This window comes from Streptomyces sp. NPDC127068 (genome assembly GCF_042724695.1).
GTDB lineage: Bacteria > Actinomycetota > Actinomycetes > Streptomycetales > Streptomycetaceae > Streptomyces.
Genome location: NZ_JBHXEN010000013.1, coordinates 105,093 through 118,623, shown reverse-complemented (window position 1 = coordinate 118,623; position 13,531 = coordinate 105,093). Strand labels below are relative to the sequence as shown.

At 72.3% G+C, this 13,531-nt stretch carries 11 protein-coding genes and 1 tRNA gene; 7 read left to right on the top strand and 5 right to left on the bottom strand.

Annotated elements, in window-relative coordinates:
* Nucleotides 1–63 precede the first annotated feature (63 nt).
* Nucleotides 64–936 carry a spermidine synthase gene (locus ACFWIA_RS10905; RefSeq protein WP_387002550.1) on the top strand — a complete coding sequence of 291 codons (873 nt, stop codon included), beginning with the start codon at nucleotides 64–66 and terminating at the stop codon, nucleotides 934–936.
* Here ACFWIA_RS10905 and ACFWIA_RS10900 read toward each other — a convergent pair.
* Complete coding sequence (locus ACFWIA_RS10900) at nucleotides 930–1,436, bottom strand: hypothetical protein (protein ID WP_387002548.1); 507 nt, start codon at nucleotides 1,434–1,436, stop codon at nucleotides 930–932. The two genes, ACFWIA_RS10905 and ACFWIA_RS10900, sit on opposite strands and share 7 nt — an antisense overlap.
* A gap of 188 nt (nucleotides 1,437–1,624) precedes the next feature.
* Here ACFWIA_RS10900 and ACFWIA_RS10895 point away from each other — a divergent pair, with 188 nt between their 5' ends.
* From ACFWIA_RS10895 to ACFWIA_RS10880, 4 genes are all read left to right on the top strand, one after another.
* Complete coding sequence (locus tag ACFWIA_RS10895) at nucleotides 1,625–2,314, top strand: response regulator transcription factor (protein ID WP_385487117.1); 690 nt, start codon at nucleotides 1,625–1,627, stop codon at nucleotides 2,312–2,314.
* Entirely contained in the window at nucleotides 2,311–3,693 is a 1,383-nt protein-coding gene (locus tag ACFWIA_RS10890) for a sensor histidine kinase (RefSeq protein ID WP_387002547.1), read from the top strand. The genes ACFWIA_RS10895 and ACFWIA_RS10890 overlap by 4 nt, the downstream gene beginning before the upstream one ends.
* Before the next feature lie 2,517 nt (nucleotides 3,694–6,210).
* Nucleotides 6,211–7,263, top strand: a complete 1,053-nt coding sequence (locus tag ACFWIA_RS10885) for a LacI family DNA-binding transcriptional regulator (protein WP_387002545.1) — start codon at nucleotides 6,211–6,213, stop codon at nucleotides 7,261–7,263.
* Nucleotides 7,264–7,335: 72 nt separating this feature from the next.
* Nucleotides 7,336–8,118, top strand: a complete 783-nt coding sequence (locus tag ACFWIA_RS10880; protein WP_387002544.1) for an NUDIX domain-containing protein — start codon at nucleotides 7,336–7,338, stop codon at nucleotides 8,116–8,118.
* Between the two features lie 21 nt (nucleotides 8,119–8,139).
* Here the strand turns inward: ACFWIA_RS10880 and ACFWIA_RS10875 are convergent, their stop codons facing one another.
* A complete protein-coding gene (locus ACFWIA_RS10875) occupies nucleotides 8,140–8,586 on the bottom strand; it encodes a hypothetical protein (protein ID WP_387002542.1) in 447 nt (148 codons plus the stop codon).
* 168 nt (nucleotides 8,587–8,754) lie between these two features.
* Between ACFWIA_RS10875 and ACFWIA_RS10870 the strand changes: the two genes are divergently transcribed.
* Nucleotides 8,755–9,507: a DUF6879 family protein gene (locus tag ACFWIA_RS10870; RefSeq protein ID WP_387002540.1), complete on the top strand. Its 753-nt coding sequence runs from the start codon at nucleotides 8,755–8,757 to the stop codon at nucleotides 9,505–9,507.
* A 10-nt stretch (nucleotides 9,508–9,517) separates the two neighbouring features.
* The gene (locus ACFWIA_RS10865; protein ID WP_387002538.1) at nucleotides 9,518–10,369 is read left to right on the top strand and encodes a helix-turn-helix domain-containing protein; all 852 of its coding nucleotides are present in this window, start codon (nucleotides 9,518–9,520) and stop codon (nucleotides 10,367–10,369) included.
* Between the two features lie 76 nt (nucleotides 10,370–10,445).
* Here the strand turns inward: ACFWIA_RS10865 and ACFWIA_RS10860 are convergent.
* The 3 genes from ACFWIA_RS10860 to ACFWIA_RS10850 all read right to left on the bottom strand — a co-directional run bounded on the left by ACFWIA_RS10860 (nucleotide 10,446) and on the right by ACFWIA_RS10850 (nucleotide 12,447).
* Nucleotides 10,446–10,518, bottom strand: a tRNA-His gene (locus tag ACFWIA_RS10860).
* An 83-nt stretch (nucleotides 10,519–10,601) separates the two neighbouring features.
* Nucleotides 10,602–11,213 (bottom strand): oligoribonuclease, encoded by a 612-nt coding sequence (orn, locus tag ACFWIA_RS10855; protein ID WP_387002536.1) that lies wholly within the window; start codon nucleotides 11,211–11,213, stop codon nucleotides 10,602–10,604.
* Nucleotides 11,214–11,223: 10 nt separating this feature from the next.
* Nucleotides 11,224–12,447, bottom strand: coding sequence for a helix-turn-helix domain-containing protein (locus ACFWIA_RS10850; protein ID WP_387002534.1), 1,224 nt, complete (start codon nucleotides 12,445–12,447; stop codon nucleotides 11,224–11,226).
* Between the last annotated feature and the right edge of the window lie 1,084 nt (nucleotides 12,448–13,531).

Below are 13,531 nucleotides of genomic sequence, written 5' to 3'. Positions count from 1 at the left end.
CCGGCGCCCGTCACCCACGGCCCCACCGGGCGCCGGCCGGCACGGCCCGGCGATAATGGCCGCATGGCACGCGGACGGACGAGGGAACGGGGCCGCCGGGAACGGCGGGAGTCGGTCCTCGCGGACGTCGACGGCGGACGCGCCGAACTGCTCCCCGACCCGGACCGGCCCCGCGCCTGGACGCTCCTCGTCGACGGCGCCCCCCAGTCGCACGTCGACCTGGACGACCCCGCGCACCTCGCCTTCGAGTACCAGCGCAGACTCGGCCACGTCGTGGACCTGGTGGCCCCGCCCGGCCGCCCCCTGAAGGTGCTGCACCTCGGCGGGGGCGCCTTCACCCTCGCCCGCTACGTCGCCGCGACCCGGCCCCGGTCCACCCAACAGGTCGTGGAACGGGACGCCGCCCTCGTCCACCTGGTGCGCACCGAACTCCCCCTGGAACCGGCACGGGTCCGGGTGCGCACGCTCGACGCCCGCGAAGCGCTCGGCAAGCTGCCCGAGGGATGGGCCGACCTGGTCGTCTCCGACGTGTTCAGCGGCGCCCGGACCCCCGCCCACCTCACCACCGTCGAGTTCGTCACCGAGGTGCGGCGGGTGCTGGCGCCCGGCGGCCACTACGCGGCGAACATCGCCGACGGCGGTCCGCTCGCCCATCTGCGCGCCCAACTCGCCACGGTGGGCACCGTCTTCCCCGAACTGGCCCTCATCGCCGAGGCCCCGGTGCTCCGCGGGCGTCGCTTCGGGAACGCGGTCCTCGTCGCCGCGGACGTCCTGCTGTCCGTCCCGGAACTCACCCGCCGCGCGGCCACCGACCCGCACCCGGCCCGCGTCGAACACGGACGTGCGCTGAGTGACTTCACCGCGGGCGCGCCCCCGGTCCACGACGGCACGGCCACCGCTTCCCCGGCCCCGCCCCCCGACGCCTTCCGTCAGTAGTTGTTGATCTTCGTCTCGGTCGTTCCCGTGTGCCAGGTGCAGCTCACCGTGACCCGCTCCTCACCCTTCGAGAAGTCGATGCGCATCCACTGGTCGCCCTCCCACACCTGCATGGTCCACCCCGGGGCGGGCGTCGACGACACCAGCTCCGCGGAGGTGGGCGCCATGTCGATGACGACCCGTCCGCCCTTGGTGGGATAGCTCTTGATGTTGCTGGAGTCGGACTCCGACTCGGCCGAGCCCATGGGTTCCGGAGCTCCGGAGCTGGCGGACCCCTGTGCGCTCGGTTTCCCTTTGGACGGAGCGGTGGGCTGCTGCGTGGTGGGGCCGGGCTGCGGGCGCTGCGTCGCGCCGCCGACCCCGGGCGTGGTGGCCGGCGCGGTCGACTTCGGCGGGGGCGGGACGGGTCCGTCGGAGGGCAGCTTCGCCTCCGCCGACGGCGCGTCCTCCTCCCCGGTGATCGGCAAGGCGACCGGCGGAGCGTAGGCCGTTCCGGACATGACGGTGTGGACGCCCCACCATGACAAGGTGACCGCTGCACCCGTGGCGAGCGTCCAAGCCGAGAAGTGAAGGAGTCCCCTGCGCATCGTCGGCCATCTTGCCCCACCCCAACCCGCCCTGTCGCCCCCTCGGTCGCCTTCGTCCCGCGCAAACCGGCGATCACCCACATGGCGTACGGTTGCCGCCCATGGCACGTGTGCTCGTGGTCGAAGACGATCAGTTCGTCCGCTCGGCCCTCATCCGGCATCTCACCGAGGCGTCCCACACGGTACGTAGCGTCGGAACGGCCCTGGAGGCGCTGCGCGAAGTAGCGCATTTCCCGTTCGACCTGGTCATCCTGGACCTCGGTCTGCCCGACCTCGACGGTTCGGAGGCTCTGAAGATGTTGCGCGGGCTGACCGACGTCCCCGTGATCGTGGCGACCGCGCGCGACGACGAGAACGAGATCGTCCGCCTCCTCAACGACGGTGCCGACGACTACTTGACGAAACCGTTCTCCGTGGAGCACCTGTCCGCCCGCATGGCCGCGGTGCTGCGCCGCTCCCGGAGCGCTTCGGTGGAGGCGCCGCCCAGTCGGGTCATCCAGGTGGGCGGCCTGTCCATCGACCCGCTGCGCCGTCAGGCCGAACTCGACGGTGTGCAACTCGATCTGACGCGAAGGGAGTTCGACCTCTTGGCGTTCCTCGCCGGACGACCCGGGGTGGTCGTCGCCCGCCGGGAGCTGCTCGCCGAGGTGTGGCAGCAGTCCTACGGTGACGACCAGACCATCGACGTCCATCTGTCGTGGCTGAGGCGGAAACTGGGGGAGACGGCGGCCCGGCCGCGCTACCTCCACACCCTGCGCGGGGTCGGTGTGAAGCTGGAGCCGCCGCGATGAGATGGGCGCTCGTCAAGGTATGCCTCGCAGTCACCACGATGGTCGTCGTCGCCTTCGCCGTCCCCCTCGGACTGGTGATCAAGGAGATGGCGCGGGACCGGGCCATCTCGGACGCGGAACGGCAGGCCGCCGCCTTCGCGCCGATGCTCACCATCACCACCGACGAGGACCGGCTCGCCGGCGCGGTGGCCTCCACCGACCTCGGCGAGAAGAAGCGGATGGCCGTGCACGTGCCCGCCGCGGGCGACCGATCGTCCGTCGAAGTCGGACACCAGCGGGTCAGCGACCAGATCATCTCGAACTCCCGCAGCTACGCGCGGACGTCCATCATGAAGGTGGAGGGCGGTTCGGCACTGCTGCACGTCGTGGGCCTCAAGTACAACCGGGTCGCCGTGGTCGAGGTGTTCGTTCCGGACGAGGAGGTCGGCAAGGGCGTCACCATGGCGTGGCTGGTGCTCGCCGGGGTGGGCGTCGGCCTCGTCATCGGTTCCGTCGCGGTCGCCGACCGGCTCGGCGGGCGGATGGTGCAGCCCGCGCAGCGGCTCGTCGGGGCGGCCGGGGAACTCGGGGAGGGCAAACTCGGGGCGCGCGTCCCGGAGGAGGGCCCCAAGGAACTACGGCTCGCCGCCGTCGCCTTCAACTCGATGGCCGACCAGGTGGTGCAACTCCTCGCCAACGAACGCGAACTCGCCGCCGACCTCTCGCACCGGCTCCGCACCCCGCTGACCGTCCTCAGGCTGAACGCCGCGAGCCTCGGTGACGGTCCGGCCGCCGAACAGACCCGGGCCGCCGTCCACCAGCTCGAACGCGAGGTCGACACCATCATCCGCACCGCCCGGGAGGCCAAGCCGCAGACCGCGGCCGTGGGGCCCGGGGCGGGCTGCGACGCGGCCGAGGTCATCCGGGAGCGGATGGACTTCTGGTCGGCGCTCGCCGAGGACGAGGGACGCAAGGTGCGGGTCGCCGGCGTGGAGCGGCCGGTGCGCATCCCGGTGGCGCGGCCCGACCTCGTCGCCGCGCTCGACGCGCTGCTCGGCAACGTGTTCCGGCACACCCCGGAGGGAACCGCTTTCGCCGTGGACGTCCACAACGGGGACGACGCGGTGATCGTGCTGGTGTCCGACGCGGGACCCGGCATCGCCGACCCCACCGCGGCGATCACCCGGGGGGCCGGGTCGGGCAAGGAGGGGTCCACCGGGCTCGGGCTGGACATCGTGCGCCGGATGGCCGAGGCGACCGGCGGGGACGTACGGATCGGGCACTCCGTCCTCGGCGGGGCGGAGATCCGCGTGTGGATCCAGGTGGGCGGGGCGAGGGTTCCGGGGCGGGCGCACCGGGGCAAGGCGCGGAAGCGGAGGTTCGCCCTGCGCAGGGCCTGACCGGTGCGGTTCGCCTTTGCTCGCGCTGGTTCTCCGCGTGGGGTGGGCCCGCCTTCCGCCCGGCGCTCGGCCGGCTCGGGCCGCACCCTGCCCGGTCCGGCCCTCTCCGCCTCCGGAGCCCGGCCGTTTCCCGTCCCGGGTCGGACCGATTCCCGGCCGGGGGCGGGACCGTTCCCTGCTCCGGGCTGCTCCGGGCTGCTCCGGGCTGCTCCGGGCTGCTCCGGGCTGCTCCGGGCTCGCGTGTTCGCGTGTTCGCGTGTTCGCGTCCGAGTTTGGGCTGTCTCCTGCCCGGGCCGGGGCTGTTCCCCGTCCGGGGTCGGACCGTTCTTCGTCTACGTGTCTGGGGCTGGGCTGTTGCCCGTCACTGGTCCGAGCGTTCCCCGGCCGGGGTAGGGCGGTTTCCGATGCGGGCCCGGGCTGTTCCCTGCCCGGGGGAGGGGCTGTGTTCGTCCGGAGCCGGGCTGTTTCCCGTCCGGGGTGGGGGCGACTCCGGCCCGTGACGGGGGCTGTTCTCCCGCCCGGCTCGGCCGTTCGCGTCCGCGGGCGGGCTGACCCTCTTCCGAGGCGGACGGGTTCTCGTGCCACGGGTTCGGCTGTGCGCTTGCCCGGGGCGGGGCCTCCGGGGTCGGGTTGTTGCCCGCAGCCGGACCGTCTCCGTCGCGGGCCGGACCGATTCCCACTCCGAACGGGAGCTGTTCCCCGCCCCGGACAGGGCCGCCAATCGCCCCGGGCGGGGCCGCCCCCGGTCGGTGCGGGACGGATTCCCGTACCGGGCCGGGGCCGCATGCCGTCCGGGGGCGGGGTGATCCCGTTCCGGGGTGCCTGGGACGTTTCCCGGCCCTGGCGGGGCTGTTGCCCACCTGGTGCGGGCCCCGTAGCGCCGCAGGTTGCCCCGGACCTGGGTCGGACCCGTTCCGGAGCACTCGGGCCGCTGCCTGCCCAGGTGGGGAGCGGTTCCGTTGCCTGGCGGGGCGGGGCGAAGCGTCCGGGCCGGACAGGGGACCCGGTCGGCCCGGCCCGGACGGGGACCTTCCGCTCGGGCGGGGAGCACGGGCACCGGGGACGTCGCCCGGTGGTCCCGAACGGACCACCCCCGCGTCTCCGGGACGCGGGGGAACGAGCTTCCGTGCCCCCGGATCACCGGGTCTCGTAGGGGATTCCCTTTTCGCTCTCCCATGTGGTCCTTAAGAGCGGCATAAGAAGGGCCTTGATGTGGCACCGGGGGGCGAATTGCCGGACTCCCAGTCGCTAGCGTGCTGACCGCGCCCCTCCCCCAGGGGGACGCCACACCCCGTACCCCCGAGACAGGAACCCCATGACCACGCCGCAGCGATGTCGGACCGGAAGCCGCCCCCAAGCGGTCGCCGCGCCCCTCGCCGCGCCCGTCGTCGTTCCGGGTGCCCGTCGAGCGAGGGGTGCGACCCGGGCCGCGACGGTCGACGCCGTGCGCACCGAGCTCAGTGCGGGGCCGGGCGGTTACCCCGGCCTGCGCGCGGCGTCGAACGGACCGGACACTCCCCAGACGGACCGGACCCCCACGTCCGACCTGCCGTCGGGTACTGGGCCCCACGCTCCACGGGACGCGATCTCCACGGTCAACGGACAGCACTTCACCGTGAGTTCCGCCTCCCGGTACGGGGAGTCGGGCCCGGGCCGGACCGTCTCCGCCGGGTTCGCCGCCAACGGCGGCCAGGACCCGGCGGACCGGCAGCCCACCCACGCCCGCGGTTCCTTCGACGACGGCGCCACCCCACAGCCGTCCCGACGGGCCACGGGCAGTGCCACACCCACTGCGAGCGGGTCCCCCAGCCCCTCGCGGCCCCCCACACCCGGTCCCGCTCCCCACGCGCGGGACCCGCACGGTGATCGCCTCGTTCGCGGACTCCTCCCCCCACCCCGCGCACGACCTCCCGGACCGGGCCATCCGCACCGGCCGGGAGGAGCCCGGCTCCGCCCGCACCAAGGCGGTCGCCGTTCGATCCACCGCCAGGGTCCAGGTTCCTGACCGGAACATCCCCACTGGATTCCCCCCACCTGGTCCCCCAGACCGGGCCGGCCCGGGCCCCCTTCCTCCACGCCCGGCCGGCCCGCCCCCCCACAAGAAGTTCCCCGAGAAAGTCCCCCAAGGAGATCCCCCAAGCTCCCGCACAGAAGAGAAGGAACCCCCACGCCCCCCACGGCACCACCCCCACCCTGCGCCCCGGCCGACGCTTCCCCCACGCGGCCGGGGCGCACCGGGCTCAGTCGCCGAGCCCGGGTCCGGACCCGGCCCCGGACCCGGGCCCGGTCAACTTCCCGTTCGGCCCGCGTCCGGTAGCAGTCCGACCGGTGCGCGGTCGTACGGGGCCCGGCCGGAAGGCTGCTAGATTCCTGGCCTCTTCCGGAGCGGCACCCGCCGAACGGCGGTGCGGTGGTGCGGGCGTCCGGTCGCGGTGCGGCACCACCGAGGACCGCCGACGTCCGGGATGCGGACCGAGCCGGGTCAGGCTGCGGAGCTACTACGGGAGGCTGCCGGTGATGACGGTTCAAGGGGCACGTGGGCGGGGCAGCGGACGACCCACCCTGGAGGAGGTCGCCGCCCGCGCGGGCGTGGGCCGGGGCACGGTGTCCCGGGTGATCAACGGCTCGCCACGGGTCAGCGACACCACGCGGGCCACCGTCCAGTCGGCCATCGCGGAACTGGGCTACGTCCCCAACACGGCGGCCCGGGCGCTCGCCGCGAACCGCACGGACGCGGTCGCCCTGGTCGTTCCCGAGCCCGAGACCCGGTTCTTCGCCGAACCGTACTTCTCCGACATCCTGCGCGGAATCGGTGCCGAACTGGCCGAGACGGAACTCCAGTTGCTGATGGTGTTCGCCGGCAGTGACCGTGAGCGGCGGCGCCTCGCGCAGTATCTGGCGGCCCACCGGGTGGACGGGGTGCTGCTGGTCTCCGTCCACGTCGACGACACGCTGCCCGACCTGCTCGCGCAGCTCTACATCCCCACGGTGATCAGCGGGCGTCGGTCGGGGCGGGAACTCCTGCCGGCCGTCGACGCGGACAACTACGCGGGTGCACGGGCCGCCGTCACCCACCTCGTCGCCCGGGGACGCCGCACGGTCGCCACGATCACCGGCCGTCCCGATGTGTACGGGGCCCGGCGCCGGGTGGACGGTTACCGTGACGCCCTGCGCGAGGCGGGCCGCCGGGTGGAGGAGGAACTGGTGGCCCCCGGCGACTTCACCGAGCGGGGCGGGCAGCGGGCGATGGCCGAACTGCTGGACCGCCGGCCCGACGTGGACGCGGTGTTCGCCGCCTCCGACGTGATGGCGGCGGGCGCCCGGCAGGCCCTGCGCGCCCGGGGGCGCCGGATTCCCGACGACGTGGCCCTCGTCGGCTTCGACGACTCCGCGATCGCCCGCCACATGGACCCTCCGCTGACGAGCGTCCGGCAGCCCATCGAGGACATGGGCCGCACCATGACGGGGGTGCTGCTGGACGAGATCGCCAAGGACCCCCGCGCCCGCCGTCGCGACCCGGGGCGTCAGGTGGTCCTGCCCACGGAGCTCGTGGCGCGGGCCTCGTCCTGACCCGGTAGGTCGGCGGGTGGGGTCGGGTGGCGTCGCAGGTGGCGGCCGTCCACCCGACCCTACGATGGGCCGATGACCGACACCCTCCCCGCAACGGGCGCCGAACTCCTGGACGTTCACCGCATCCACCTGGCCGAGGTCGAGGCACCGAAACCCTCCCCCGAGGACGAGGCGGCCCGGGACCGGATCTGGGACGAGGCGGTCCGGGCCAATCCGCACCTCTTCGACGGGCCCGTGACGGGCTGCGCGGGGCTGGAGCGGCACGGTGGCCCGCAGGACGGCGACCTCACCGTCTCCTGGGCCCGACTGACCTTCCGGCACCGCGCCCTGCGCCGCGTGCCCGGCAACACCGACTGGCTGCCCTCGCTGTTCGTGAGCGTCATCCAGCCGGTGGACGACGGGAGCCTGCTGGCGGGCCGGATGGCGTCCTGGACGGCTTCCCCGGGGCGGTGGCTGCTGCCCGGCGGCGGCGTGGAGCCGCCGGCGCCCGGGGCGGCGCTGGACCAGGCGGCGCTGGCCCGGGAGGCGGCTCGGGAACTGGTCGAGGAGGTCGGAGTGGAGCTCGATCCCCCGCAGCCGCGGCTGTGGGGGATCACCCGGGGCGGCAACGGCAGCCTGGGCGTGGTCCACCTCGCCCCGCCCCGGTCGGCCGAGGAGCTGCGCGCCCGCTTCGATGCCCTGGCGTCCGCCGAGCGGGCCGAGGGGCGCGAACCGGAGCTGGACCGGATCGCCTTCGTCCGCTCGCTCGCCGAGCTGACCGAGGTGGCCGGGGAACTGGGCGGCCGGCCCGTCGACTACCTGACGCCGGTCCTCCGCCGCCGCCAGGAGGAGACCGCGGACCGCCGCGGGGCCTGAACGCGGCCGTGGGGGAAACCGTCACGTACGCACCCCCACCGCGATCGTGTCCGACCCTCCGCGTGCGGCCAGTGCCCGCAGGATGATCGCGAGGCGCCGCTCACCCAGGTGTTCCAGCGGCCACAAGGGCACCGTCCGCGGGAAGGCGATCGCCACGACGAAGTCGAGGAACGCCCGCTCGCTCGTGTCGAGGACGAGGGCCTTGCGGTACTGGTCCTCGAACCGGGTCCACTCGCAGTACACCCGCATCCCCGTGTCGACCAGGAGCAGGGCACGGACATCCGCTCGGGCCAGGATGACGTCCTCCTGGAGGAGCGCGGTGACCGCGGCCCGCATCGAGTGGTCCACTTCAGCGGCCCACTCCACCAGCCGGTCGGTCAGCAGCTCAGGCGGAGTCGTCTCCGGCTCGGGCGCGAAGGCGACGACCGCGGAGAAGGGGTCGATGTCGGTCGACTGCGGGTTGGTCATGTCGGGACCGTACGGAGGCCGCGGCCCGCACTGCCATGCCGTGGTCGCGAATGTTCTCGTGGTCTGGCCAGTTGTTCTCTCGTAGTCTCACGAAACGGGGGGCACGCTGTGTACCAGGTGCCCGGCGTGACGATGCTGAAGGCGACACATCGGCAACGGAGGGGAACCATGGCGCGACAGCTCAGGTTCAACGGCACCGACAGCAAGAACGGCGCGTGCCCTGCCGTACACGAGGACGTCAACAGTGACGAGATCATCGTCCAAGGCCGTCCGCTCACGGACCCGTCTGACCTGGCCCAGCTGCAACACTTCGGACCCGGCGATGCCGCGGTGGCCGTGCCCCGCGAACTGCTCGTTAACCACGGCCCCAAGGAGATGGACCGCGTGCCCAAGCTGATCGACCTCGACGAGTTCAGCCAGCTCTTCCAGACCTTCGAACACTCGGCCTGGCACCTTGAGACCCGTCGTGGCTACGCCTCCGACCGTGACGACGAGGGATACGCAGAGTTCCTCAAGACCGGCACCGCGCCCATGGACATCGACAGCGACTGGTGCCGGAACATCACCAGCCAGACCTCTGCCGGGAAGTACGTGGGCCGGGTCCGTGTCATCGACCAGCCGCCGACCGAGGGGCAGCTGTTCCTCCTCTCCTACGCCCGGTGCAATGCGGCCACGGGCGAGGACGCCAGGTGCGTTTGGCGCCAGGACGCCGGGCGGGCACGCCTGCCCGCCGAGGACTTCTGGCTGTTCGACTCCCGCCTCGTGGCGATCCTCCGCTTCGATGACGAAGACGCCTTCCACGACGTCGAGGTCATCACAGAGCCCGCCGAAGTGCTTCGCTACTGCCAGGTCCGGGACGGGGCCACGAGCGCGTCCATCCCCTACGACCAGTTCGCAGCCCGCCTCGACCTGAAGGGCTGAACCGGCGCCGGTGAGTACCGACTACCAGCAGGCGCGAGAGGCCCTCGGCGCACGCTTACGCGAGTTGCGCCTGTCCGCCCCTGATGGTCGTCTCACCGGGCCCCAGCTGGCGCAGCTGCTCGGCTGGCCGCACTCGAAGATCTACAAGCTGGAGGGCGGTCGACAGACCGCCACCCCGGATGATCTACGCGACTGGGCCGATGCCACTGGGCACCCGAACCTGGCCAGTGAACTGCTGGCCCGCCTCCAGGGTTTCGAGTCACACATCCGGTCCTGGCGCCGCCAGCTCGGCGCCGGGCACCGCCCGGTCCAGGACACCTGGAACGGTGCCGTCGATCAGGCCCGACTCATCCAGGTCTGGGAGGAGTCCGTCATTCCTGGCATGCTCCAGACCGCGGACTACGCACGGGCCGTGTTCCTGCGGTACGCCGACCTCCACGGGACAGTCCGGGACACCGACGCCGCTGTGCGCTCCCGGATGGAGCGGCAGACGTGGCTGTACCAGGGGGGTCGTCTACTGCGCGCGCTCGTGTGGGAAGCAGCCCTGCGTGCCCTGGTGTGCCCGCCGCAGGTGCTCGTCGCACAGCTAGACCGGCTTGCCGGGACGATCGGCATGGACACCGTAGAGCTCGGCGTCATCCCGCTGGGTGCGTCGCTGCGTATCCCGGCCGCCAACGGATTCTGGATCCTCGATGAGCGACTGGTCGCCACTGAGGACTGGCACGCGGAACTGTGGCTCGACGACGCCGCGAACATCGCTCTGTATCTCCGCACCTGGAAGACGTTGCAGGCGTCCGCGGTGTACGGAGCCGACGCACAGAACGTGATCCACGGGGCGCGGCGGGCGCTGACCCCACGCTGACCCGACCGGCGCGCACTGTTCCCGTGAAACGGATCAAGGGCCGACCCGGCGTGCAGGTCGACCCTTGATCATTGAGGGTGAGTGACGGGACTTGAACCCGCGACATCCTGGACCACAACCAGGTGCTCTACCAGCTGAGCTACACCCACCACGAGCGGCGGTTCACCTTGCGGTTTACCGACCGGCCGAGAAAAAGTGTACAGGGTCCTGGAGGGTGCTCGCGCACGTGTTTCTACGGGGTCGGGGCGGCGGGCACCACATGACGCGCGGCGATCGTCCGAGCGGTTTCCGAGTCGGGTCCGGGCTGGGGGACGAAGATCGCCTCCCGGTAGTAGCGCAGCTCGGCGATCGACTCGCGGATGTCCGCGAGCGCCCGGTGGTTGCCGCTCTTGTCGGGGCTGTTGAAGTACGCCCTCGGGTACCAGCGTCGGGCCAGCTCCTTGACGGAGGAGACGTCCACGATCCGGTAGTGGAGGTAGGACTCCAGCTCGGGCATGTCCCGGGAGAGGAAACCGCGGTCGGTGCCGACCGAGTTTCCGCACAGCGGGGCCTTGCCCGGTTCCTTCACGTGCTCGCGCAGGTACGCGAGGACCCGTTCCTGGGCGTCGGGCAGCGTGGTGCCGCCCGCCAGCTCGGCGAGGAGGCCCGAGGCGGTGTGCATCTGCCGCACCACCTCGGGCATGGTCTCCAGCGCCTCGTCCGGCGGGCGGATCACGATGTCCACTCCGTCGCCGAGGACGTTCAGCTCGGAATCGGTGACCAGTGCGGCCACCTCGATGAGCGCGTCGTTCGCCAGCGAGAGGCCCGTCATCTCGCAGTCGATCCACACCATGCGATCGTTCATGGGTCTTACCCTAAGGCGCGCTCCGCTGGCCGGGCAGGCTCGGGCGTCCCATCAGCCCTGATGCGTACATGTCCGAGCTGTGTGCGTGCCGCCCCGGGTCGGCGGACACGTGTCCGTGCGGGCTCAGCGCACCGGCCGTGGCGGGCCGGCGTGCCTGGGCCGGTACGGGTGAGTCCGGCCCGGTCAGCGCACCGGCGTCGAGCAGCTTCTCGCCCTGCGGACGGCGCGCCCGGTAGGCCGCGCGGTACGCGGCCGGCGAGGAGCCCAGCTGACGCCGGAAGTGCCCGCGCAGCGCGACGGGGGAGCGGAAGCCGCAACGGCCCGCCACCTCGTCGACCGAGTAGTCGGAGGTCTCCAGGAGCCGCTGCGCCTGGAGGACCCGCTGGGTGATCAACCACTGGAGGGGTGCGCTGCCCGTGAGCGAACGGAACCGTCGGTCGAAGGTCCGGCGACTCATGTAGGCGCGGGCCGCCAGGGTCTCCACGTCGAACTGCTCGTGCAGGTGCTCCAGGGCCCAGGCGACGACCTCCGCGAGGGGGTCGGCGCCGATCTCTTCTGGTAAAGACCTGTCGAGGTAGCGCTCCTGGCCGCCGCTGCGCCGGGGTGGCACGACCAGCCTGCGGGCGAGGGCGCCCGCCGCCTCGTTGCCGTGGTCGGTCCGCACGATGTGCAGGCACAGGTCGATGCCCGCGGCCGTGCCCGCGCTGGTGAGGACGTCGCCGTCGTCGACGAACAGCTCCCGCGGGTCCACATGGACCGACGGGTACCGTTTGGCGAGGGTCGGTGCGTACATCCAGTGGGTGGTGGCCGGGCGTCCGTCGAGGAGGCCGGCCGCGGCGAGCACGAACGCGCCCGTGCACAGGCCGACGATCCGGGCGCCCTCCTCGTGGGCGCGGCGCAGTGCGTCGAGCGCCTCCTCGGGGGGCGGCGCGGTGATCGACCGCCAGGCGGGGACGACCACCGTCCCGGCGCGGGCGATCGCCTCCAGGCCGTGGGGCGCGGTGAGTTCGAGTCCGCCGGTGGTGCGCAGCGGTCCGTCTTCGCCGGCGCTCACCAGGAGGCGGTACCGGGGTACGCCGGCGTCCTGGCGGTCGATGCCGAACACCGAGAGCGGGATCGAACTCTCGAAGATGGGGCCGCCGCTGAACAGGAGTACCGCGACGATTTCCCTGCGGCGGCGCCCGGATAGTTTCCGGACAACGGTGTCGCTCGCGGTCGTGGAGTCGTGGCTCATGTGGCTAAGCCCCCCTCAGTGGTCGCGGCGTCCCTAACGTGTCGGGCCTGTCGCTCCAGCACAATTCCCCTCGGTCCTGCACGAGTCCCCCGCCGTAAGACAGTCATGATCGAATCTACTGTGTCCCGTGGTGCCCGCGTGACCACTTCTGCACCCCGGTGCATTGTCGACATGGCAACTTGGCGTAAAGCATTCGATCACGAAGCGTGGCACTCCGGGAGCGCTCAGGGAAGTGCGCATTCGGCGCATGGCCGGTCCACGTAGGGTGCGAAACCGGCCGCCGCTCCTTTCTTTCCTGGTGGGAGCGGGGGTGGGAGGGGTCTGGACCAAAGAAAGCGACCCCTAGCCAAGTTGGCTGAAATCTTTCGTAGCTGTACGCCGGAATCGGTCAGCTGCCCGGCGGGTGCCCGGTGTCGACACGTTCATGCGGTGTACGCCCCTGCGGAGTCGTGTCGCGGGGCGGCGCCGCCTCGGGGGGCGTGTCGTGCGGTGCCGCTCCGTCGCCCGGTCGGGGTGCCCCGGCGTTTCGGTTGCTCCTGCGAGGTTCTTGGGGGTGGTGAGGGGGGTGGGAGGGGGAGGGTGTGCCGAGGGGGTCGCCCCGTGTGCCGTCCCGGTCGTGGTGGTCCCGCCGGGTGGCGGGGGAGGGGTAGTGGGGGTGTTTGCACAGCCATGGGCAAGGGTTCGCAAAGACCAACGCCCGCACCCGCCCCGGGGTCACCGTGCGGACTGCCCGTCGGGGGTGGCGGTGGGTGCGGCGTAGGGGCGGGGGGCGGGGGGTCCCGTGGGTGCGGGGTGGTGGCGGGGGGAGGGTGCATGGGGGTCGGGAGATGGTGGCCCTGGGCGTCTATACGGCGTATAGCGTCCATAACGGTCAAGTGGAGGTCGTCTGATATTGAACCAACTGCTGTCCGAGACCGCACCCCCTCCGGACCGGAAGCGGCTGTACCCGCCAGTCACCATTGCCAGCGGGCCGGCCGCTCGTGCATGCTCCGGGGTGCGTCGCCGAGACGTGCCCTGTGGTGCGCGCGGCGTCGAGTGCGCGCTCTTCGGGGCGGGCACGGCTCGCTGGGCAGGAGGGGAGTGT

Excerpts from the sequence above, each read along its gene's own strand:
- ACFWIA_RS10850 (WP_387002534.1), bottom strand. The coding sequence starts at position 12,447 with ATGAGCCACGACTCCACGACCGCGAGCGACACCGTTGTCCGGAAACTA.
- ACFWIA_RS10890 (WP_387002547.1), top strand. The coding sequence starts at position 2,311 with ATGAGATGGGCGCTCGTCAAGGTATGCCTCGCAGTCACCACGATGGTC.
- ACFWIA_RS10900 (WP_387002548.1), bottom strand. The coding sequence starts at position 1,436 with ATGTCCGGAACGGCCTACGCTCCGCCGGTCGCCTTGCCGATCACCGGG.
- ACFWIA_RS10895 (WP_385487117.1), top strand. The coding sequence starts at position 1,625 with ATGGCACGTGTGCTCGTGGTCGAAGACGATCAGTTCGTCCGCTCGGCC.
- ACFWIA_RS10875 (WP_387002542.1), bottom strand. The coding sequence starts at position 8,586 with ATGACCAACCCGCAGTCGACCGACATCGACCCCTTCTCCGCGGTCGTC.
- ACFWIA_RS10905 (WP_387002550.1), top strand. The coding sequence starts at position 64 with ATGGCACGCGGACGGACGAGGGAACGGGGCCGCCGGGAACGGCGGGAG.
- ACFWIA_RS10885 (WP_387002545.1), top strand. The coding sequence starts at position 6,211 with ATGACGGTTCAAGGGGCACGTGGGCGGGGCAGCGGACGACCCACCCTG.
- ACFWIA_RS10870 (WP_387002540.1), top strand. The coding sequence starts at position 8,755 with ATGGCGCGACAGCTCAGGTTCAACGGCACCGACAGCAAGAACGGCGCG.
- ACFWIA_RS10880 (WP_387002544.1), top strand. The coding sequence starts at position 7,336 with ATGACCGACACCCTCCCCGCAACGGGCGCCGAACTCCTGGACGTTCAC.
- orn (WP_387002536.1), bottom strand. The coding sequence starts at position 11,213 with ATGAACGATCGCATGGTGTGGATCGACTGCGAGATGACGGGCCTCTCG.